The organism is Mesorhizobium sp. L103C119B0 (assembly GCF_000502235.1).
Classification (GTDB): Bacteria; Pseudomonadota; Alphaproteobacteria; order Rhizobiales; family Rhizobiaceae; genus Mesorhizobium.
Map to the genome: position 1 here is coordinate 403,985 of NZ_AYXE01000002.1, position 21,577 is coordinate 425,561.

Sequence of the window (21,577 nt, forward strand, 5' to 3'; positions counted from 1 at the left end):
CGAAACGCAAAGTGACTTTCGCGGCGGGCCGGCAATCCCTAGATAGCGCTGGTTTTCCATCGGGACTGGTTTTCCAGCGGGAATTGGGGGCAGGCATATGTGCGGTATCGTCGGAATTGTCGGCCAGAGCCAGGTCGCGCCGCTCATCGTCGATGCGCTGAAGCGGCTGGAATATCGCGGCTATGACTCGGCCGGTGTCGCCACGATCGAGCATGGCCGGCTTGGCCGCCGCCGCGCCGAAGGCAAGCTGATCAACCTCGAACGTCGGCTGAAGGACGAGCCGCTCGATGGCACGATCGGCATCGGCCACACGCGCTGGGCCACACATGGCGTGCCCAACGAGACCAACGCCCATCCGCATTTTTCCAACGGCGTCGCCATCGTTCACAACGGCATCATCGAGAATTTCGCCGAGTTGCGCGATGAGCTGATCCGCGACGGCTATTCCTTCTCGTCGCAGACCGACACCGAGGTCGTAGCGCATCTGGTGGCGCGCGAACTGGCCAAGGGGCTGAAGCCGATCGAGGCCGCGCATCAGGCGCTGAAGCGGCTGGAAGGCGCCTTTGCGCTGGCCATCATGTTCACCGGCGACGAGGACCTCATCGTCGGCGCCCGCAATGGTCCGCCTCTGGCCGTCGGCCACGGCGATGGCGAGATGTTTCTGGGCTCCGACGCCATTGCGCTCGCCCCGTTCACCAATTCCATCACCTATCTCGAAGACGGCGACTGGGCGGTGGTGCGCCGCGATGGCGTCACCATTTTCGACATCGACGGCAAAGAGGTTGCCCGCAAGCGCCAGCAATCGCTGTCGACCAGCTTCATGGTCGACAAGGGCAACCGCCGCCATTTCATGGAAAAGGAAATCCATGAACAGCCGGAAGTGATCTCGCACACGCTGGCGCATTATGTCGATTTCGTCTCCGGCGTGTCGAAGCCGCTGGAGCTGCCGTTCGACTTCGCCAAGATCGGCCGGCTGGCGATCTCGGCCTGCGGCACCGCCTATCTCGCGGGGTTGATCAGCAAATACTGGTTCGAGCGCTATGCGCGGCTGCCGGTCGACATCGATGTCGCCTCGGAGTTCCGCTACCGCGAAATGCCGCTATCGGCTGATGACGCGGCCTTCTTCATTTCGCAGTCCGGCGAAACCGCCGACACGCTGGCCTCGCTGCGCTATTGCCGCAAGGCGGGCATGAAGATCGGCGCCATCGTCAATGTGCGCGAATCGACCATGGCGCGCGAATCCGATGTCGTGCTGCCGACCTTGGCCGGCCCGGAGATCGGTGTAGCCTCGACCAAGGCTTTCACCTGCCAGCTTTCGGTGCTGGCCTCGCTGGCGGTGCGCGCCGGCGTGGCCCGCGGCACGATCTCGAAGGACGAGGAAAAGACGCTGGTACGCGCTCTTTCGGAGGCGCCTCGCTACGCCAACCAGGTGCTCAAGCTCGAGGAGCAGATCGAGCGCATCGCGCGCGAAATCTCGCGCTACAAGGACGTGCTCTATCTCGGCCGCGACACCAATTTCCCGCTGGCCATGGAAGGCGCACTGAAACTCAAGGAAATCTCCTACATCCACGCCGAGGGCTACGCCGCGGGCGAGCTGAAGCATGGGCCGATCGCGCTGATCGACGAGAACATGCCGGTCATCGTCATCGCGCCGCATGACCGCATCTTCGAAAAGACTGTGTCGAACATGCAGGAGGTGGCGGCGCGCGGCGGCAAGATCATCCTGATCACCGACGCCAAGGGCGCGGCTCAGGTGAGCGTGAAGACGATGGAGACGATCATCCTGCCTGACGTGCCGGAAATCATCTCGCCGATCATCTATGCGCTGCCGATCCAGATGCTAGCCTACTACGCCGCCGTGTTCATGGGGACGGACGTCGACCAGCCGCGCAACCTGGCGAAATCGGTGACCGTGGAGTAGTCGGCGCTCATCGGGGGTCTAAAAAACTTCGCAGTTCCAAAGCGCCGTCCGCTTCACTAGTGTGGCGCTGCAACCCGCATCCCCGGTGAACCATGTCCGATGCTCCCAGAACTTCCGGCATGACCCGGCTGAGGAACTATTTCCTCACAGGCTTTATCGTCTGCGCGCCGCTGGCGATCACCGCCTATATCGCCTGGTCGTTCGTCGGCTGGGTCGATTCCTGGGTGAAGCCGTACATTCCGGCGCGCTACAGCCCCGACACCTATTTGCCGTTTCCGGTGCCCGGCTTCGGCCTGATCGTGGCGCTCGTGCTGATCACGCTGATCGGCTTCATGACCGCCAACATCGTCGGTCGCGCCATCGTCAATTTCGGCGAACGGCTGCTTGGCCGTATGCCGCTGGTGCGCGGCATCTACGGTTCGCTGAAGCAGATTTTCCAGACGGTGCTGTCGAACAAGGGCGATATGTTCCGCCAGGTTGGGCTGGTCGAATATCCGCGAAAAGGCGTCTGGTCGCTGGTCTTCGTCGCCAGTGAGAAGGAAACCGAGATCAACCAGAAGCTCGACCATGCAGGCGACCCGATGATCGCCGTGTTCATGCCGTGCACGCCGAACCCTACCACCGGTTTCCTGATGTACGTGCCGAAATCCGACATCGTGCTGCTCGACATGACGATTGAGGACGGCGCCAGGCTGATCGTCTCGGCCGGGCTGGTGGCGCCCGAAGTCAAGCCGAAAATGGTGACGATGAACGGCCAGCCGATCGACGGAGATCTCGCCAACCCGCCGCTTGGCGGGCTGATCGCCGAGGGCGCTCAGCCGGCGCGCAAGAGCCGCACGGCCTCGTCGCGGCCGAACAAATAGAGCAGCAGGCGCAGCGCCTCGCCGCGCTCAGACTGTAGTTCCGGGTCGCGCGACAGGATCAGCCTTGCATCGTCGCGGGCTGCTTCGAGCAAGTCGGCGTGCACCTCGATGCGCGCCACCTGGAAGCCCGGCGTGCCGGACTGGCGGGTGCCGAGCAATTCGCCTTCGCCGCGCAGCTTCAGATCCTCTTCGGCGATCAGGAAACCGTCCTCGGTCTCGCGCATCACCGACAGCCGGCGCTTTGCCGTCTCGCCGAGCGGGTCCTTGTAGAGCAGCACGCAGGAAGAAGGCTTGTCGCCGCGCCCGACGCGGCCGCGCAGCTGGTGCAGTTGCGCGAGACCAAAACGTTCGGCATGCTCGATGACCATGATCGTAGCGTCCGGCACGTCGACGCCGACCTCGATGACGGTGGTGGCGATCAGGATGCGGGTTTCGCCGGCCTTGAAGGCGCGCATCGCCTCGTCTTTTTCAGCCCCCTTCATGCGGCCGTGGACGAGGCCGATGCGATCGCCGAACAAGGGCTGCAGCGAGGCAAAACGGTCCTCGGCCGACATCAGCTTGATCTCTTCGGATTCCTCGACCAGCGGGCAGATCCAGTAGATCTTCTGGCCGTCGGCAACGGCATCAAGCATGCGCCCGACCAGTTCGTCCAGCCGTTCCAGCGGCAGCGTTACGGTGCGGATCGGCTGGCGGCCGATCGGTTTTTCCGTCAGCTTGGAGACGTCCATGTCGCCGAAGGCGGTCAGCACCAGAGTGCGCGGGATCGGCGTCGCCGTCATCACCAGCATGTCGGGGGCGTCGCCCTTGGCGGTGATGGCAAGCCGCTGGTGGACGCCGAAGCGGTGTTGCTCGTCGACCACGGCAAAGACGAGGTCGTGATAGGTCACCGTTTCCTGGAACAGCGCATGGGTGCCGACGACGATGTCGATCTCGCCGCTGGCGAGACCTGATAGCGTTTCAGTGCGTTCGCGGCCCTTTTCGCGGCCGGTCAGGATAGCGACGCGCAGGCCGGCCTGTTCGGCCAGCGGCGTGATTGTCGCCAGATGCTGGCGCGCCAGGATTTCGGTCGGCGCCATCAAGGCCGCCTGGCCGCCGGCCTCGACTGCGCGCCCCATGGCCAGCAGCGCCACCACCGTCTTGCCGGAGCCGACATCGCCTTGCAGCAGGCGCAGCATGCGCTCGGGGTCGGCCAGATCGGCATTGATTTCGGCAAGCGCGAATTCCTGGCTGCCGGTCAATGAATACGGCAGGGCTGCGCGCAGTTTCTCGACGATGCGACCGTCGCCGATGAGCGGCCGGCCCGACAGGCGGCGCACTTTTGCCCGCACCAATGCCAGCGAGACCTGGCCGGCGAGAAGCTCGTCATAGGCAAGGCGGCGCCATGCCACCCCCTCGATGGCGACATCGATCGGGTCCGCGGGATAGTGGATGCGGGCGAGCGCGTCGGCGAAGGCGGGGAAAGTCTGCTTGCGCATGAAGGCGCCGTCCTGCCATTCCGGCAATTCCGGCAGCCGGCCGAGCGCCTGGCCGATGGCGCGGCGCAGCACCTTGCCCGACAGGCCGGCGGTCAGCGGATAGACCGGTTCGACCAGCGGCAGTGTTTCCGCCTCGCTCACCAGGGCGATATGGTCGGGATGGACCATGGTCGGGCGGCCGTTGAACCATTCCATACGGCCGGAGACGACGACATGCTCGCCCACCGGCATCGCTTTTTCGAGATAGGCGGCATGGGCGTGGAAGAAGGTCAGGCCGATCTCGCCGGTGTCGTCATGGGCATAGACGCGGTAAGGCACCGACCGGTTGCCGCGCGGCGGCGGCTGGTGGCGGTCGATTCGCACGTCGAGTGTGACGATGGCGCCTGCAGGCGCAAGCGCGATGCCGGGACGATTGCGACGGTCGATGACGGTGTGCGGCAGCACGAACAACAGGTCGCCCGCGCGCGCCGGCCGTTCGCCGAGATCGGCCGCCACCACCTTCTCGATCAGAGCGCCAACCTTGGGGCCGACGCCGGCAAGCGAAGTGATGGGGACGAAGAGAGGGTCGAGGAGGGAGGGGCGCATGCCTTTACCCTCCCCCCTGTGGGGAGGGTCGATCCGCGAAGCGGAGCGGGGTGGGGGTAGGTGCGCGTCTAACTTTCGAGGAAGTCGGTAGGTCAGCGCCGCACCCCCACCCCGTCTCACTCGCTTCGCTTTGCGAAGCGTGCTCGCCGACCCTCCCCACAAGGGGGAGGGTGAAGTGCGGGCGGTGTCCGGCACCAGCGTTGTCAGGAGTGTTCTTCACACCCGGGATGTTTAGCCGCCCACCCGTGCGTTGCAAGGCTGACACCGCCCTCTATCCACGCTATATGCGCCGCACCAAGCAAGGATGCGGCACGATGACCGGGACGAAACGATCAAGCGAGGGGCTGGATATCAGGCGCCGCAAGCTGTTGTTCCGCTCCTGGCATCGCGGGATGCGCGAGATGGACCTTATCCTGGGTACGTTTGCCGACAACGAGATCGGCGCCTTGACCGGCGATGAAATCGACCAATATGAAAGGCTCCTCGACATTCCCGACACCGAATTCCTGCCCATGGTCACCGGCGAACGCCCGGTTCCCAGGAATATCGACTGTGCCGTCCTGCAAAAGATCCTGGCATCGCGCCGGACCATGACATTTTAAACGTGCAACCATGAGCCTCATTCCCAGAATCGGTCTGCCGAAAGGCCGCGCAGGCCAGTTCATCGTCGATGGCGTTGCCGATGGCTACGAAGCCTTTGCGCTGGTGCAGGCGATCCATGAGATTGCGCCTGACAAACCGGTGCTGTTCGTGGCGCGCGACGGCCAGCGCCTGCCGTCGATCATCGAGGCGCTGACCTTTGCCGCCCCCGGCCTGCCGGTGTTGGAGTTGCCGGCCTGGGATTGCCTGCCCTATGACCGCGTTTCGCCAGGCTCCGATGCCGCTGCCAAGCGGCTCGACGCCCTGACGGCGATGATCGCGCTGGCAAAAAAGCCGCATCGCGCGGTCATCCTGACCACTGCCAATGCGCTGCTGCAGCGCATTCCGCCGGCCGATCTGGTCGAAGCGCAGACTTTCCACGCAAAGCCCGGCAACCAGATCGACATGAACGCGCTGGTGTCCCGGCTGGAGATTTCCGGCTTCGAGCGAGTGCCGACGGTGCGCGGTATCGGCGAATTCGCCGTGCGCGGCGGCATCCTCGACCTCTACGCGCCCGGCTGGACGGAAGCACTGCGGCTCGATTTCTTCGGCGACACGCTGGAATCGATCCGTGTATTCGACGCCGCCACGCAGCGCACCACCGGCCAGCGCAAGTCGATGGCGCTGCAGGCGATGAGCGAAGTGGCGCTGACGCCCGAAACCATCAGCCGCTTCCGGCGCTCCTATATCGAAGCCTTTGGCGCGCCGCAGCGCGACGATGGCCTTTATGCGGCGGTGAGCGAAGGGCGGCGCTTTGCCGGCATGGAGCACTGGCTGCCGCTGTTCTACGAGCGGCTGGAGACAGTGTTTGATTATCTGCCGGATGCGCCTGTCATCTTCGACCATCTGGCGCACGAAGCGCTGGCTGAGCGTCACACGCTGATCCTCGACCACTACGAAGCGCGCCGCAAACAGGCCGACGCCGCCTTGAAGGACGCCGTGCCCTACAAGCCGGTGGCGCCGGACCTGCTCTATCTCTCACCGGAAAACCTTGTGGCGTCGCTCGGACCGCGCGAAGCCATCGACTTCACCGCCTTCGACGCGCCCGATGTCGGGGCCAAGAAGGTCTTCCATGGCGGCTCGCGCCATGGCCGCAGCTTTGCCGAGGAACGGGCTGACCCAAACATCAACGTCTTCGATGTCGTCGTAAAACACATCGCCGACGAGCGCGCGGCGCGCCGGCGGGTCATCGTCGCCGGCTGGACCGAAGGCTCGCTCGACCGGCTTGGCCAGATCCTGGCCGAGCACCATCTCGGCAATCTCGTGCCGGTGGCGACGCTGGCCGAGGCGGAAAAGCTCGAGCCGGGGCAGGCGGCACTCGCCGTGCTGCCGCTGGAATCCGGCTTCGAGACCGAACGGCTGGTCGTCGTTGCGGAACAGGACATTCTGGGCGACCGGCTGATCCGGCGATCGAAACGCAAGAAGCGCGCGTCCGACTTCATTGCCGAAGCATCGTCACTGTCGGCAGGCGACATCGTCGTCCATGCCGATCACGGCATTGGCCGCTTCATCGGCCTGCGCACCATCGAGGCTGTCGGGGCGCCGCATGACTGCCTGGAAATACACTATGCCGGCGATGACCGGCTGTTCCTGCCGGTGGAAAACATCGAGCTTCTGTCGCGCTACGGCTCGGATTCGGCCGAAGCATCGCTGGACAAACTCGGCGGCGGCGCCTGGCAGTCGCGCAAGGCGCGGCTGAAGAAGCGCCTGCTCGACATGGCCGGGCAACTGATCCGCATAGCCGCCGAGCGCCAGATGCGTACCGCGCCGCCCATGGTGCCGGCGGAAGGGCTTTATGGCGAATTCTCCGCGCGTTTCCCCTATGAGGAGACCGACGACCAGCAGGGCGCGATCGATTCCGTCATGGACGATCTCGGCGCCGGCAAGCCGATGGACCGGCTGATCTGCGGCGATGTCGGCTTCGGCAAGACCGAAGTGGCGCTGCGCGCCGCCTTCATCGCGGCGATGGAAGGATTCCAGGTCGCGGTCGTCGTGCCGACGACGCTTCTCTCACGCCAGCATTTCAAGACATTTTCGCAGCGCTTCTCCGGCCTGCCGATCCGCGTCGCCCAGGCTTCGCGGCTGGTCGGCGCCAAGGAACTGGCGGAAACCAAGAAAGGCATCGCCGAGGGTCAGGTCGACATCGTCATCGGCACCCACGCGCTGCTTGGCTCGGCGATCTCGTTCAAGAATCTCGGCCTTTTGATCATCGACGAGGAGCAACATTTCGGCGTCAAGCACAAGGAACGGCTGAAGGATCTCAAGACCGATGTCCATGTGCTGACGCTGTCGGCGACGCCGATCCCGCGCACCTTGCAGCTTGCCTTGACCGGGGTGCGCGAACTGTCGCTGATCGCCACGCCGCCGGTCGACCGCATGGCGGTCCGCACCTTCATCTCGCCCTTCGATCCGCTGGTCATCCGCGAGACGCTGCTGCGCGAGCGCTACCGCGGCGGCCATTCCTTCTATGTCGTGCCGCGCATCAGCGATCTCGCCGAAATCCATGATTTCCTGCGCGAATCCGTGCCGGAGCTGAAAGTGGCGGTGGCGCATGGCCAGATGCCGCCCGGCGAACTCGACGACATCATGAACGCCTTCTATGACGGCCAGTACGACGTGCTGTTGTCGACCACCATCGTCGAATCCGGGCTCGACATTCCGACCGCCAACACGCTGATCATCCATCGCGCCGATATGTTCGGCCTGTCGCAGCTCTACCAGCTGCGCGGCCGCGTCGGCCGTTCCAAGGTGCGGGCATATGCGTTGTTCACGCTGCCGGCCAACCGCAAGCTCACCGACACGGCCGAGCGCCGGCTGAAGGTGCTGCAGTCGCTGGACACGCTTGGCGCCGGGTTCCAGCTCGCCAGCCACGACCTCGACATCAGGGGCGCCGGCAATCTACTCGGCGAAGAACAATCCGGACACATCAAGGAGGTCGGCTTCGAGCTTTACCAGCAGATGCTGGAAGAGGCGGTGGCCGAGGTGAAGGACTCCGGCGAGGTCCAGGACGGCGGCTGGTCGCCGCAGATCGCTGTCGGCACGGCTGTCATGATCCCGGAAAGCTACGTGCCGGACCTTCAGCTCAGGCTGGCGCTCTACCGCCGCCTTGGCGATCTCGAAAACACCGAGGAGATCGATGCTTTCGGCGCCGAGCTGATCGACCGCTTCGGCCCGCTGCCGGAGGAAGTGAAGCATCTGCTCAAGATCGTCTTCATCAAGGCACTCTGCCGCAGGGCCAATGTCGAAAAGCTCGATGCCGGCCCCAAGGGCGTCGTCATCCATTTCCGCAAGCGCGAGTTTTCCAACCCGGTCGGGCTGGTCAAGTACATCGGCGAACAGGGCTCGCTGGCCAAGATCAGGGCCGACCACAGCGTGGTCTTCATCCGCGACTGGCCGACAGCCGAGAAGCGTCTGGCGGGCTCGGCTGTCGTCATGACCCAGCTGGCGCGGCTGGTGGCCGCCTAGACTTTCGGATGGAAATTCGACTGCAACTGCAGGTCGGATGCCGAGAACGTGCCGGCGCCGACGATGACGTGCCCGGCAGGCACGGTGAAGCCGCGCGCGGCGCCGGCGCCTTTCAGCAATCCGGCCCGGCGGTCGGGGTCGGGCTCACGAAAACTGCCGCCCGGTTCCAGCCGGCAACTGTCGACTGTGATTGCACCGAGAAGCTGGCTGCCTGAACCCAGCACCGTTTCGCCGAAGACCGCCGCGCCGTTGAGATAGCGGCCTCGATCGCCGATCACGATCGAGGCTCCCGGCCTGTTGGCCTTTGCAGTAAAACCGCCTTCGCCAAACTGGTTGCGTGAGCCGACGCGGATTGCGCCGGCGGATGCTTCGAACAGTGTGTTGGCGTGGAAAATGTTGGCGTCGCCGATCTCCAGCGCGCCACCGTCGGTGCAGAACAGGTAGACGCCGGGGAAGAAGACGTTGCCTCGCCCGATGACGGCGCCTGCGGAAATCAGCGTGGAGTAGGGGTCGTAGATCACGTTGCCGCGCTCGGACAGGCCAACCACCTCTTCGATCGTAAACAGGCCTTGCTCGCGGCGCACGCGGTCAAGGTAGGCGGACACGGACATAGGGACTCCATGGAGAATTGTTGCGCAGCGGACGATGACCGGCGCGACTAGATCGGTGAGGATCGATTCTGGCACCAAGCGATATTGCACAGCCGTCGCGAAGATAAGAAGCCAAAGTGGGTCGCGGCATGGCGCTCCCCATCATTCGCCAGCGCTTGAATTCCGGTCTAGAATAGGAAATCGGCTTCGTGTATGGAGCCGCGATCCCCATATGGGGCGGAAATGGCGGGCAAAAGACCTGCTGGAAAGAGCGTTTGGGTGCAGCGATGACGAAATGGTCGCCGAATTCTTGGAGAGCAAAGCCGATCAAGCAGGTTCCTGCCTATCCGGACCTTGCCGCGCTGAAGAACACGGAAGCCCAGCTTTCCACCTTTCCGCCGCTGGTTTTTGCAGGTGAGGCGCGCAAGCTGAAGAAGCAGCTTGCAGCTGTCGCTGCCGGTGACGCATTCCTTCTGCAGGGCGGCGATTGCGCCGAGAGTTTCGCCGAGCATGGCGCGGACAACATCCGCGACTTCTTCCGCGTCTTCTTGCAGATGTCGGTGGTGCTGACCTTCGCCGGCGCGCAGCCGGTGGTGAAGGTCGGCCGCGTCGCCGGCCAGTTCGCCAAGCCGCGCTCGTCCGACAATGAGACCAAGGGCGAAGTGACGCTGCCGAGCTACCGTGGCGACATCATCAATGGCATCGAGTTCGACCCGAAGTCGCGCATTCCCGACCCGGCCCGCCAGGAGATGGCTTACCGCCAGTCGGCTGCGACGCTCAACTTGTTGCGCGCCTTCGCCCAGGGCGGCTATGCCAGCCTTGAGAACGTGCATAGCTGGATGCTGGGTTTCGTCTCCGACAGCCCGCAGGGTGAGAAATACGGCAAGCTCGCGAACCGCATCACCGAGACGATGGACTTCATGAAGGCCGTCGGCATCACCTCGGAAACCAACTACGCCTTGCGCGAGACCGATTTCTACACCAGCCACGAAGCGCTGTTGCTCGGCTATGAAGAGGCGCTGACCCGCGTCGATTCGACGTCGGGCGACTGGTATGCAACCTCCGGCCACATGATCTGGATCGGCGACCGAACCCGCCAGCCCGACCATGCCCATGTCGAATATTGCCGCGGCATCAAGAACCCGCTCGGCCTCAAATGCGGCCCGTCGCTGACGCCGGATGGCTTGCTGGAACTGATCGACCTGCTCAATCCGGAGAACGAGCCGGGCCGGCTGACGCTGATCGCCCGCTTCGGCTCCGACAGGGTCGCCGACCATCTGCCGAAGCTGGTGCGCGCGGTGCAGAAGGAAGGTCGCAGCGTCGTGTGGTCGTCCGACCCGATGCACGGCAATACGATCGAGGCTGCCGGCTACAAGACGCGCCCGTTCGACCGCATCCTCAAGGAAGTGCAGACCTTCTTCGAGGTGCATCGCGCCGAAGGCACGCATCCCGGCGGCATCCATGTCGAAATGACCGGCAAGAATGTTACCGAATGCACCGGCGGCGCCCGCGCCATCACCGCCGAGGAATTGCAGGACCGCTACCACACCCATTGCGACCCGCGCCTCAACGCCGACCAGGCGATCGAATTGGCTTTCCTCGTCTCCGACCTGTTGAAGAAGAGCCATCCCGTGCAGCACAAGCAGGCGGCCAACGGCTGAACCCGTTTTCAGATTGAAGTGGAAAGCGCCGGAGAAATCCGGCGCTTTTTCGTTTAGATCAGCGGCCACGTTCCCAGCGCAGGCCGTTAAGCCGGGGATCGTTGGCGAAGGCGGTTCTGGAAAACTCGATGCGCCTTTCCGGAAATTCGCAGATCGCCTGGACGCCGAGGGAGCCCAGCCGGATGCGCCATGTGTGCGGCTCCAGCGGCTTGGTCTTGGTAAAGCCGCGGCATGTCAGCAGCGCCACATTGACGCCCTTCGGGTCGCGCGCCGAACGGTAACGGATCGCCTCCAGCCCAGCCTCACGCGCGACATCGGCAATCGCCTGGCTGGCGGCATAGTCGGTCGGATGCGTCCAATGGGCCCGGTCGCGGTCGAGCGGCGGCCGCGTCAGGTCGATGGCCTTGTCGGTACGGATCGCGGCGGCGAAGGCGGTGTATTCGGCGGCGTCGTGCGGCCATGGCGTGTCGGGCGAATCGGCGAAGAACAACAAGCGGTAGAAGGCCATTTCGGCGACCGCCGTCATGATCGTCTCCGCGGCATAGTAGACACCCAGGGTGCGGCCAGCGCGGCGGAAGCGCGAGCCGTAGGGATAGATCGAGCCGTAGCGGAAGGGCGTCGCCAGGAGATAGTGGAGATGCCGGCATTCCATGGGGATTTGCGGCTTGGTCTCCTCGATCAGATCCTCGAGCAGCGCCTGTTCGTCCAGCGTGTCGACGATCTTCAGCGTCGAGACGCGGTGCTGCGCCTCGACCATGCGCCAGTATTTGCCGTCGAGCCGGACGGCTTCAGACGAGAGCGCGTCGGGAGTCCAGATAGGCAATGACATCGACAAGCCCGGTAATAGTGAGGATCTTTTCAAGCGGGCTGCCATCGAAAGCCGTGTTGGCGTTCTTCAGCCATGCCCGGGCTATCGTCTCGTCACCGCCGACAATGGCATCGAGCGAACGGAACAGCCGCACGAACAGCACCGCGAGTTCGAACGGCTTGGTGCCGCGCTCCAGCAGGAATTCCTGCCTGCGCATGCGTGAAACCGTGGCTTCCGAGACGCCGATGATCGACGCAAGCACCCTGGCGGTTATATCCAAGAGTTCGGCGGCGCGCAGCGTGGCCTTGGTCAGAACCGCGTTTTCGGCCGTCTTCGCGGTCAGATCAGGGGCGGCAGCATTGGGTTGTGTAACAGACATGGCCTCTCTCTTTCCATGGAAAATATAGTCCACGGAAATTCATATGGAAAGAGGCGGGATCCGATAAATTTGCCTGTGCCCGGGAATTGGCTGCACGCCGAAGCGTCAGTCTTTCTTGTATAGCAGCCAGTTCTTGCCCGTGCGGCCGGCCATTGTCGAGTGCCGGGTGACGCGGTTGCGCCCGCCAACCTTGGAGCGGTAGAGCGCCCGGTCCGCCTTGGTGTAAAGATCCTCCGGGCTTTCCGCTTCGGAAGCCATGCAGATGCCCATGGAAACGGTCACCGTGCCGTAATTGGCGCCGGTCTGGCTGCTGGTGAACGGCGTCTGTTCGATCAGCACGCGGATGCGTTCGGCGATCTCGTAAGTGGTATCCTCGCTGGCGCCCTCGACGATCAGCGCGAATTCCTCCCCGCCGGTGCGGGCAACGAACATGTCTTCACGGATGCTGGTCTGGAAGATTTCAGCGACGATCTGGATGATCTTGTCGCCGACCGGGTGGCCGTAGCGATCGTTGACACCCTTGAAATGGTCGATGTCGGCAAGGATCAGGGCGTTGAACAGGATCCCCTTGTTGGAGGTGTAAATCGCCGTGATTTGCTTGTCGAAGGCGCGGCGGTTCCAGATATGCGTCAAGGGGTCGGTGTCGGCGAGCCGCTTGTACTCCTCAAGCTTCGACTTGACGCTCTCCAGTTCCGCCGTCTTGTCGCTCAGCGTGGTTGCAACCTGCTTGCCGTGGTCGAGGGTCGAGTTGGTGGCCGCCGCCATGGCGCTGGCGACCTTCTGCAGCAGATCCTGCGAAAGCAGGCTGCGGTTGGCGAGGCCGCTTGACGTCTCATCGAGGATCTTGCCGTATTTCTCGATATGGCTGCGTTCGCTGCGCAGCAGCAAGGCGATGTCCTCGAGTTCCCTGGCCAGCACGTCGCGCGCCTGCTCGACAATGCCGGGACCGTGATGCTGTGCAAAGAAAGCGCGGCCGATGCGGTCGAGATCGTCCTGCGTCGGCTGGTTGCCCAGCGCGACGACGGCCAGGCCGAGTTCGCGATTGGTGCCTTTCAGTGCTTCGTAGAAGATTTCGTAATTGCGCGGCAGGCCAAGCACGCCGAGCTGACGCATGGTCGCCACAACGGCTGTTGCAATGTCGCTGTTTCGGTCGGTCTGGACGGCTGCCGGCTGCATGTTCTGTTCACTCTGCCTCTGGGAACCATCGCAGACCGTGCGAGATGCCGCCGACCGGAGAGTGCCAGCCGTATTTCGGATCATCCTGCGAAAGACACGTCCCCAATCGCGACATTCGCTTGGCAACGACCATAGATGCGCCGGCGCTAAAGTTTCCTTAATGTGCCGCCAGGTAACGCGTCCGTTCTACCGCAGGCTGCAGAAATGGTTTGCAAAGATCCTGAGGTCAGGTCCGAACACGCCCACCCCATGTCGCATTTGCCGGTGCCCGGCTGCGGCAAAACTGAAATCCTCTCGGCCAGCGGCGAAGCCGTGGACGATGGCTGGTGGAGGTAGGGATGAGCAACAACCACAGCGGATCTTGCCTGTGTGGAGCCGTGCGTTTCCAGACGCGAGGGCCGTTGCGCGGCGTCATTTATTGCCACTGTTCGCAGTGCCGCAAGCAGAGCGGGCATTTTTACGCCGCGACCAACGTCGCCGACGGCGACATCACGATAACCGGCGCCGACAACATCAGCTGGTACGAATCGTCTTCCTTTGCCAAGCGCGGGTTTTGCAAGATCTGCGGCTCGGTGCTGTTCTGGAAGCCGGGTCAGGATGCCTATGTCTCAGTTCTGGCCGGATCGTTCGACAACCCGACCGGGCTCGAAGGCCAATGCCACATCTTTGTCGGCGACAAGGGCGATTACTATACGATCGACGATGGACTGCCGCAGTTCGAGAAGTCGACGCCGACGATCAAGGTTGCGGAGGAGTGATTTTGCGGCGGCTGCCTTATTCCCTTGATCCAGCCATTGCGATATCCCCTGCCGGTGATTCGAAGGGGATGCGGCATGCAGCGGCTGATCGGTGCTTACTTCAATTCTGTGCGAGCCTTTCGCAAGCTCGCCGCCAGCGAAAGGGCATTTCAGCAGGAACTGATGCTGCTGGTGCTGGCGCTGCCGCTCGGCTGGTTCGTCTCGGTGTCGTGGAGCGGCTACGCGCTGTTGATAGGTGCGATGCTGCTGCTCATCATGGTCGAAGTGCTCAACACCGGCATCGAGGCAGCCTGCGATGCCTTCAGTCGCGAGTTCAACGTCGACATCCAGCTCGCCAAGGACTGCGGCTCGCTGGCGGTGCTGATTTCGGTCGTCATCGTCGCCGGCGTCTGGGGAATCGCCCTCATCGAGCGCATCACGGGACTACCGATCTGATCTGAACGCTCCCATATGTGTTAGTCACCAAAGGAGACTGGCGTCGTGGAAGCCAATTTTCTGCTGCTTGAAAGAGCCGGCCTGCCGGAAGACCTGCGCTGGCTGGCGGAAAAATATCCGCGCGAGACATGGCAGGGTCACGCCAACATCCACGGCATGGCAAACATATGGCTGCAGCGGCACGATATGTTCCGAGAGCTGGGCGGCATGCTCACCAACGGCATTGGCGACTATCGCGAAGGCAGGCTGACGGCGCCGGATTTCGCCCGCTGGTTCGCGCCGCGGCTGAACCACTTTCTAGGCAATCTCGACGGCCACCACAATGTCGAGGACTACCAATATTTCCCGGCTTTCGCCAAGGCGGAGCCGCGCCTGAAGCGCGGCTTCGAAATCCTCGATGCCGACCATCACACCATTCATGAGGGGCTGGAGCGCAACGCCGAGACGGCGAACGCCTTCATCCGCACGCTCGAGGAGAGCGAGGACAGGCAGCGCTTCGCCGCCGACGCCTATGCGGACGAGAACAGCCGGCTGATCGCCATGCTGAAGCGGCATCTGGCCGACGAGGAAGATCTCATCATCCCGCTGATCCTCGATCGCGGCGACCGGGCTCTGGTCGAGGACGACGACTGAACCTTACGATGTGGTTTCGCTGTCGCGGGCGTCCTTGGCGCGCTCCTTGCCGGCGACGGTGCGGGCGATGAGCCAGGCAAGGATGGCGAAAGCCAGACCTATGGCAAGCGCGATCAGCAGCCGTTCGTGATGGAGCAGTGCCTTGCCGATCATCTGCTCGGCCCCGAGGCCGAAGACGTAGCCGACGCCGCAGAACAAAGCCGCCCAGACCAGCGACGACACCGCGTTGAGGATAACGAAGCGCGCTACCGAAATGCTGGCGAAACCGGCCGCGATGCCGCCGACCAGGCGCAGGCCATAGATGTAGCGGTTGGACAGGACGAAGATGTTGGGATGGGACGAGACGAGACGGTAGGCGTGGTTGAAGCCGGGCCTCGCCTTCAGTTTCAGCACCCTGGGATGGTCGGCAAAGCTGCGGCCGAGAATGAAGAAAAACGTGTCGCCGACGAAGGCGCCAATGGCGGCCGCGAGGAAAGCCTTCCAGAGGATGAAGACATGCTGATGGGCGAAGAAGCCGCCGAGGATGGCCGCACTTTCGCCTTCGGCGACACAGCCTCAGGAAAACCGCGATCAACCCATATTGCTCGATGAGGTGATGGACGATCCCGGTCATTGAGAGGTTTGCCGGCCCGACAGTTTTTCGTCTATGCGGTTCACCTGTTCGGCCAGGCGCGCCATGTCCTCGCGCACGCCGATGATCTGGCTGTGGCGCAGTTCGTCCAGCTTTTCATGCAGAGCCATGATCTCGATCTCGGCCTTGAGGTTGACCTCATAGTCATGCGCGGCGTCGATGCGGTCGCGCGCGGCCTGGCGGTTCTGCGACATCATGATCACCGGCGCCTGCAAGGCGGCGATCATCGACAGCACCAGGTTGAGGAAGATGAAGGGGTAGGGGTCGAACGAGTCTCGCCCGAGCAGCCACCAATTGGCGCCGATCCACAGCACCAGGAAAGCAATGAAGGACAGGATGAACGTCCACGAGCCGCCGATGCGGGCAATGGCATCGGCGATCCGGTCGCCGGCGCCCTGAAGGCCGGTGAGGCTATCGTTGATATCCTGCGAGATGGGCTTGCGGTCGACAGTGCTCTGCAACACCCGCCGCTCGAGATCGCTGAGGGTTTCAGGCGTTCGCCTCAACCAGCGGTTGGCCAGTTCTGGCACGGTCTTGTGCATGGATGTCTCCATAGGAAAAGGGTCGGCTTGGCAGCCTGGTTTGCATATAGGAAGATGGCGTTTCGTCAAAAGCGCGGCGCGAGGATGCAGGATGCCCGATTTCGCGAAGATTCGCGCCCGTGCTGCAAAACGCAAAGGCGGCGACGCCGTGCTGACCTCGCTGCTCGGGCCGGCGCCTGACAACGCCGCCGTGGCTGACACTACGGACGATCGCGTCCTGTCGACGATGGCCGAGCGGGTGTTTGCCGCCGGCTTCGTCTGGCGCGTCATCGAACAGAAATGGCCGGGCTTCGAGGAAGCCTTTCTCCATTTCGAGCCGAAACGGCTGTTGTTTCAACCTGATGACTTCTGGCACGACCTGACGGCTGATCAACGCATTGTGCGCAACCCGCAGAAGATCAAATCCGTCCGCGACAACGCCGCCTTCGTTGAGCGTGTGTCGAAGGAACATGGCGGTTTCGGCAAATTCCTCGCGGAGTGGCCTGACGACGACCAGGTCGGGCTGATGGCGTATCTCGGCAAGCATGGCAGCCGGCTTGGCGGCAACACCGGCCAGTATTTCCTGCGCTGGCTGCAATGGGACGCCTTCGTCATCTCGGCCGATATGGTCGCGGCTTTGCGTGACGCCGGCCTCGACATCGCCGAAAGTCCGACGTCGAAGAGGGATCTCGACAGGATTCAGGCGCAGATCAACAAATGGGCGCAGGAAACCGGCCTGCCGCGCCGGCACATCTCGCGCATTCTGGCGATGTCGATCGGAGAGAACCATTCGCCGCAATCGCTGCGCGAATATATGGGCGATGACTGATCACCGAATTGGTCCAAACGAACGCCATTGCCCGGGCAAATTTGCCGCGCTAAACCGCAGGCATGACCCAGAAGACCGCACCCGATATTCTGCGCATCGCCGTTGCCCAGCTCAACCCGACGGTCGGCGATGTCGCCGGCAACCTTGCCAAGGCGCGTGAGGCGAGGGCGGATGCCGCCCGCCAGGGCGCCGACATCGTGCTCTACACCGAGCTTTTCCTTGCCGGTTACCCGCCGGAGGACCTGGTGCTGAAGCCGGCCTTCCTCAAGGTTTGCGAGAAGGCCGCGCAGGACTTCGCCGGAGATACCGCCGATGGCGGGCCGGGCGTCATCATCGGCACGCCGCTGAAGCGCAAGAGCGGCACTCACAATTCGATCATCATCGCCGATGGCGGCAAGATCCTCGCCGAGCGCTACAAGCTCGATTTGCCAAACTATGGCGAGTTCGACGAGAAGCGCGTCTTCCAGGCCGGGCCCGAGGCTCAGGGACCCGTCAACTTCCGTGGTGTGCGCATCGGAATTCCGATCTGCGAGGACATCTGGGGCGACGTCGGCATCTGTGAAACCCTGGCCGAAAGCGGCGCGGAAATCCTGCTGGTGCCGAACGGCTCGCCCTACTACCGCGCCAAGATGGACGTGCGCCATCAGGTTGTTATCCGCCAGGTCATCGAGACCGGTTTGCCGATGATCTATGCCAATCAGATTGGCGGCCAGGATGAGCTGATCTTCGACGGCGCCTCTTTTGCCATCGGCGCCGACAAGACGCTCGCCTTCCAGATGAGCCAGTTCGAGGAAACTGTCGATGTCACCACCTGGAAGCGCAACCGCGTCGCCGCAGGCGCGCAAGATGCAGAACACTCTGACGGCTGGGTCTGCTCGGAAGGGCCGATGTCGAAAATCCCCGAGCGCGAGGAGGCGGACTACCGCGCCTGCATGCTGGGCCTGCGCGACTACGTCAACAAGAACGGCTTCAAGAATGTCGTGCTGGGTCTCTCCGGCGGCATCGATTCGGCGATCTGCGCCGCATTGGCCGTCGATGCGCTCGGCGAGGAGCGGCTGCGGGCGGTGATGATGCCCTACCGTTATACCTCGGAGGATTCGCTGAAGGATGCCGAGGATTGCGCCCGTGCGCTTGGCTGCCGCTATGACATCGTGCCGATCTTCGAACCGGTCGAGGGTTTCCTACACACGCTGGCGCAGCTTTTTGAAGGCACCAAGGAAGGCATCACCGAAGAGAATCTACAGAGCCGCGCGCGCGGCACGATCCTGATGGCGATTTCCAACAAGTTCGGCTCGATGGTCGTCACCACGGGCAACAAGAGCGAGATGTCAGTGGGCTACGCCACGCTTTATGGCGACATGAATGGCGGCTTCAACCCGATAAAAGACCTCTACAAGATGCAGGTCTATGCGCTGTCGCGCTGGCGCAACAGCCATCTGCCGCCGGGCGCGCTCGGTCCCTCAGGCGAGGTGATCCCCAGGAATATCATCGACAAGGCGCCGTCGGCCGAATTGCGCGAGAACCAGACCGACCAGGATTCGCTGCCGCCCTATCCGGTGCTGGACGACATTCTGGAATGCCTGGTCGAGAACGAAATGGGCGTCGACGACATCGTGGCGCGCGGCCACGACCGGGCGACGGTGACGCGCGTCGAACATTTGCTCTACATTGCCGAGTACAAACGCCGGCAAGCGGCGCCGGGTGTGAAGATCACCCGGAAGAATTTTGGCCGCGACCGCCGCTATCCCATCACCAACCGTTTCAGGGATCGCGGCTAAACATCTGATTAAATTGATGAACTTTGGGGGGCGCATGTTTATCAGCTATTTCAAGGGAACGCCTGAGTATCACATCCTGCGCTTCAAGAACGGCAAGATCAGGGAGCAGGGGCGCGGCATGTCCTTCTGGTACGGCACGTTCGGCACCACGATAGCGATGGTGCCGGTGACGTCGCTCGATAACCCCTTCATCTTCACCGAGACGACGGCGAATTTCCAGGATTTGGCGATCCAGGGATCGGTCAGCTACCGCATCATCGATCCACTCAAGGCAGCCGAAGGTTTTGATTTCAGCGCCAAGCTCAGCCGTGCGGACGTCGTCGGCGACGGCCGGGAGAAGATCGCCGAGCGCCTGGTGCTGGCGATACAAAGCCGCGCCCGCGCGGTGGTTTCGAGCATGACGCTGGAACAGGCGCTGGCCGAGGTGACCAAGCTCGGTGGCAATCTCGCCGAACTCCTGCGCAACGATCCGATTGCCGCGACCGCCGGCCTGTCGATCGAGGAGGTTCACATCACCTCGGTCCAGCCGACGCCGGAGATCCGCAAGGCGCTCCAGACCGAATATCGCGAGGCGCTGCAGCGCCAGGCCGATGCCGCGATCTATGGGCGCCGTGCCTGGGGCGTGGAGAAGGAGCGCGAGATCAAGCAGAGCGAGCTGGCGACCGAAATCGAGCTTGCCGAACGCAACAAGCTGCTGGTCGACACCGAAGCGCGCAACAAGCTGACGCTTGCCGAGGCGCAAGCCAAGGCGCAGCAGCTGGAACTGACCGTCTATTCGTCGGCGCCCGCCCACGTGCTGACGGCGATGGCCTTCAAGGCCTGGGCGGAAAAGGGCGGTTCGGTCGGCAATCTGTCGATCACGCCTGACATGCTCACCAGCGCGCTCAGCCAGCTTTCCACGCCGAAAGCCGGGTCCTGAAAGGCAAGCACGGGTGGCAAGCGACCAGAGCGGCAGGCCGATCGACCGGGTGATCGTCGTCACCCGCAAGACCGAGCTGGAGGAGCTGACGACGCGATTCAACACGCAGGGACAGGCGCGCTTTTATCTCCGGCAGGCCGGCATGAATTTCGACCCGGTCAAGGCGGCGCATGACGTCTATCACCAGGCGCTCGACCGGGTGATGGGTTCGCTTCCCCAAGGCCTCAAGCAGTTGCGGCTCGACCGAGAACTGGTACCGCAGTTCGAATTCGGGTCCGACGTGGTGATCGCGCTCGGTCAGGACGGGCTGGTGTCCAACACCGCGAAGTACCTCCCGTACCAGCCGCTGATCGGCATCAACCCGAACCCGGCGCTTTTCGACGGCGTGCTGCTGCCGTGGAATGCCGACGATACCGAAAAGGTCCTCCGCCTGACGATAGCCGGCAAGGCGAAGCGCCAGGCGGTGGTGATGGCCGAAGCGCGCTCCAATGACGGACGCCGGCTAATCGCCTTCAACGATCTGTTCGTCGGCGCCTCGACGCATGTCTCGGCGCGCTACGAATTGACCTATGGCGGCAGGACCGAGCGCCAGTCGTCGAGCGGCATTATCATCTCCACGGGCGCCGGCTCTACCGGCTGGCTGCGTTCCGTGATGGCGGGCGCCGCGGGACTGGCTGCCGCTTATGGCGATACCGCGGTGCCGACCGTGCCGCCGCAAGGCTACGATCGCGAAGGCGAGCAGCTGTTCTTTTCGGTGCGCGAACCGTTTCCGAGCAACACGACCGGCGTGTCGCTTGTGCATGGCGTCATCACCCGCGACCGGCCGCTGGTGGTTTCTTCGCGGCAGAGCAGGGGCGGCGTCATCTTCAGCGACGGGATGGAGCTCGATTTCGTCGAGTTCAATTCCGGCACCGACGTGACCATCGCGATCGCCGACCAGAAGGCCTATCTCGTGGTGCCGTAAGCGCGCCAGGTCGGTAACCAAACCACGGGCCGGACCGAAATTCGGCCGCCCTCATTCTTTGCGAGGCACCATGCCCGACTGTGAGATCAGCTTCGACATGTCACGGATCGACTTCCGGGCGACCTCCGACCTGTTGATGGCGAGTTATTGGGGCGCCGGCCGCAGCGATGAGTTTCATCGCCGCGCTTTTGCCAACTCGTTCTGCACCGCGGCCTATATCGATGGGAACCAAGTCGGTTTTGGCCGGGCCATCACCGACCGTACGGTGTTTGCCTATCTCGCCGACATCATCATCTGGCCGCAGCATCGCGGCCAAGGCATTGGCACGCAACTGGTGCGGGCGCTCATCAACCACCCTGAACTCAGCACGGTCTCGCACTGGAGCCTGTCGACCAGTGACGCGCATGGCCTTTATGAGAAGCTGGGCTTTAAGGCATCGACCGACGGCCGCTACATGCGCCTCGATCGCAACCCGGAATGAGGCATAGCGAGGGGGTTGACCGGCTGTTGTTGCAAAATAACCTCACTGGTTGGACCAGTTACGCTT

Annotated in this window: 19 protein-coding genes and 1 pseudogene; 13 read left to right on the plus strand and 7 right to left on the minus strand. The window is 63.2% G+C overall.

The genetic code is table 11. From position 1 onward, the window contains the following. Nucleotides 1–97: 97 nt before the first annotated feature. Complete coding sequence (gene glmS, locus X728_RS161835) at nucleotides 98–1,921, plus strand: glutamine--fructose-6-phosphate transaminase (isomerizing) (protein WP_023681564.1); 1,824 nt, start codon at nucleotides 98–100, stop codon at nucleotides 1,919–1,921. Between the two features lie 92 nt (nucleotides 1,922–2,013). Then, nucleotides 2,014–2,784 carry a DUF502 domain-containing protein gene (locus X728_RS161830; protein WP_031193123.1) on the plus strand — a complete coding sequence of 257 codons (771 nt, stop codon included), beginning with the start codon at nucleotides 2,014–2,016 and terminating at the stop codon, nucleotides 2,782–2,784. Here the strand turns inward: X728_RS161830 and recG are convergent. Further along, a complete protein-coding gene (gene recG, locus X728_RS161825) occupies nucleotides 2,736–4,844 on the minus strand; it encodes an ATP-dependent DNA helicase RecG (protein ID WP_023830663.1) in 2,109 nt (702 codons plus the stop codon). The two genes, X728_RS161830 and recG, sit on opposite strands and share 49 nt — an antisense overlap. A 314-nt stretch (nucleotides 4,845–5,158) precedes the next feature. Between recG and X728_RS161820 the strand changes: the two genes are divergently transcribed. Beyond that, nucleotides 5,159–5,446, plus strand: a complete 288-nt coding sequence (locus X728_RS161820) for a succinate dehydrogenase assembly factor 2 (RefSeq protein WP_023681561.1) — start codon at nucleotides 5,159–5,161, stop codon at nucleotides 5,444–5,446. Between the two features lie 10 nt (nucleotides 5,447–5,456). Further along, entirely contained in the window at nucleotides 5,457–8,948 is a 3,492-nt protein-coding gene (gene mfd / locus X728_RS161815) for a transcription-repair coupling factor (protein ID WP_023830664.1), read from the plus strand. On the opposite strand, the gene X728_RS161810 is transcribed toward mfd, so the two are convergent. Continuing rightward, complete coding sequence (locus X728_RS161810; protein WP_023681559.1) at nucleotides 8,945–9,559, minus strand: hypothetical protein; 615 nt, start codon at nucleotides 9,557–9,559, stop codon at nucleotides 8,945–8,947. The genes mfd and X728_RS161810 overlap by 4 nt on opposite strands. 266 nt (nucleotides 9,560–9,825) lie before the next feature. On the opposite strand from X728_RS161810, the gene X728_RS161805 reads away from it, so the two are divergent. Beyond that, nucleotides 9,826–11,199 (plus strand): 3-deoxy-7-phosphoheptulonate synthase class II, encoded by a 1,374-nt coding sequence (locus tag X728_RS161805; protein WP_023830665.1) that lies wholly within the window; start codon nucleotides 9,826–9,828, stop codon nucleotides 11,197–11,199. A gap of 58 nt (nucleotides 11,200–11,257) precedes the next feature. Here the strand turns inward: X728_RS161805 and X728_RS161800 are convergent, their stop codons facing one another. From X728_RS161800 to X728_RS161790, 3 genes are all read right to left on the minus strand, one after another. After that, complete coding sequence (locus X728_RS161800) at nucleotides 11,258–12,028, minus strand: RES family NAD+ phosphorylase (protein ID WP_023830666.1); 771 nt, start codon at nucleotides 12,026–12,028, stop codon at nucleotides 11,258–11,260. Next, on the minus strand, nucleotides 11,988–12,386 hold the full coding sequence (locus tag X728_RS161795) for an MbcA/ParS/Xre antitoxin family protein (protein WP_023830667.1): 399 nt from the start codon (nucleotides 12,384–12,386) through the stop codon (nucleotides 11,988–11,990). The genes X728_RS161800 and X728_RS161795 overlap by 41 nt, the downstream gene beginning before the upstream one ends. A gap of 105 nt (nucleotides 12,387–12,491) precedes the next feature. After that, nucleotides 12,492–13,562: a GGDEF domain-containing protein gene (locus X728_RS161790; RefSeq protein WP_023681555.1), complete on the minus strand. Its 1,071-nt coding sequence runs from the start codon at nucleotides 13,560–13,562 to the stop codon at nucleotides 12,492–12,494. Nucleotides 13,563–13,900: 338 nt separating this feature from the next. On the opposite strand from X728_RS161790, the gene X728_RS161785 reads away from it, so the two are divergent. From X728_RS161785 to X728_RS161775, 3 genes are all read left to right on the plus strand, one after another. Next, a complete protein-coding gene (locus X728_RS161785) occupies nucleotides 13,901–14,320 on the plus strand; it encodes a GFA family protein (RefSeq protein ID WP_023667555.1) in 420 nt (139 codons plus the stop codon). A gap of 75 nt (nucleotides 14,321–14,395) precedes the next feature. Then, nucleotides 14,396–14,755 carry a diacylglycerol kinase gene (locus tag X728_RS161780; RefSeq protein ID WP_023830668.1) on the plus strand — a complete coding sequence of 120 codons (360 nt, stop codon included), beginning with the start codon at nucleotides 14,396–14,398 and terminating at the stop codon, nucleotides 14,753–14,755. Nucleotides 14,756–14,800: 45 nt separating this feature from the next. Then, on the plus strand, nucleotides 14,801–15,388 hold the full coding sequence (locus X728_RS161775; protein WP_023830669.1) for a hemerythrin domain-containing protein: 588 nt from the start codon (nucleotides 14,801–14,803) through the stop codon (nucleotides 15,386–15,388). A 3-nt stretch (nucleotides 15,389–15,391) separates the two neighbouring features. On the opposite strand, the pseudogene X728_RS01000000166190 reads toward X728_RS161775, so the two are convergent. Beyond that, nucleotides 15,392–16,001, minus strand: a pseudogene (locus X728_RS01000000166190) (DedA family protein). Next, the gene (locus X728_RS161770; protein WP_023830670.1) at nucleotides 15,998–16,561 is read right to left on the minus strand and encodes a DUF1003 domain-containing protein; all 564 of its coding nucleotides are present in this window, start codon (nucleotides 16,559–16,561) and stop codon (nucleotides 15,998–16,000) included. Before X728_RS161770 ends, X728_RS01000000166190 begins: the two are co-directional and overlap by 4 nt. A gap of 91 nt (nucleotides 16,562–16,652) precedes the next feature. Between X728_RS161770 and X728_RS161765 the strand changes: the two genes are divergently transcribed. The 5 genes from X728_RS161765 (at nucleotide 16,653) to X728_RS161745 (ending at nucleotide 21,511) form a co-directional block, all read left to right on the plus strand. Then, nucleotides 16,653–17,369, plus strand: coding sequence for a DNA-3-methyladenine glycosylase I (locus tag X728_RS161765; RefSeq protein WP_023830671.1), 717 nt, complete (start codon nucleotides 16,653–16,655; stop codon nucleotides 17,367–17,369). A gap of 62 nt (nucleotides 17,370–17,431) precedes the next feature. Then, nucleotides 17,432–19,147, plus strand: a complete 1,716-nt coding sequence (locus X728_RS161760; RefSeq protein WP_023830672.1) for an NAD+ synthase — start codon at nucleotides 17,432–17,434, stop codon at nucleotides 19,145–19,147. A gap of 34 nt (nucleotides 19,148–19,181) precedes the next feature. Next, complete coding sequence (locus X728_RS161755) at nucleotides 19,182–20,066, plus strand: SPFH domain-containing protein (RefSeq protein ID WP_023830673.1); 885 nt, start codon at nucleotides 19,182–19,184, stop codon at nucleotides 20,064–20,066. Between the two features lie 13 nt (nucleotides 20,067–20,079). After that, nucleotides 20,080–21,030, plus strand: coding sequence for an NAD(+)/NADH kinase (locus X728_RS161750; RefSeq protein WP_196815043.1), 951 nt, complete (start codon nucleotides 20,080–20,082; stop codon nucleotides 21,028–21,030). Between the two features lie 70 nt (nucleotides 21,031–21,100). Continuing rightward, a complete protein-coding gene (locus X728_RS161745; RefSeq protein ID WP_023830675.1) occupies nucleotides 21,101–21,511 on the plus strand; it encodes a GNAT family N-acetyltransferase in 411 nt (136 codons plus the stop codon). Nucleotides 21,512–21,577: the final 66 nt, after the last annotated feature.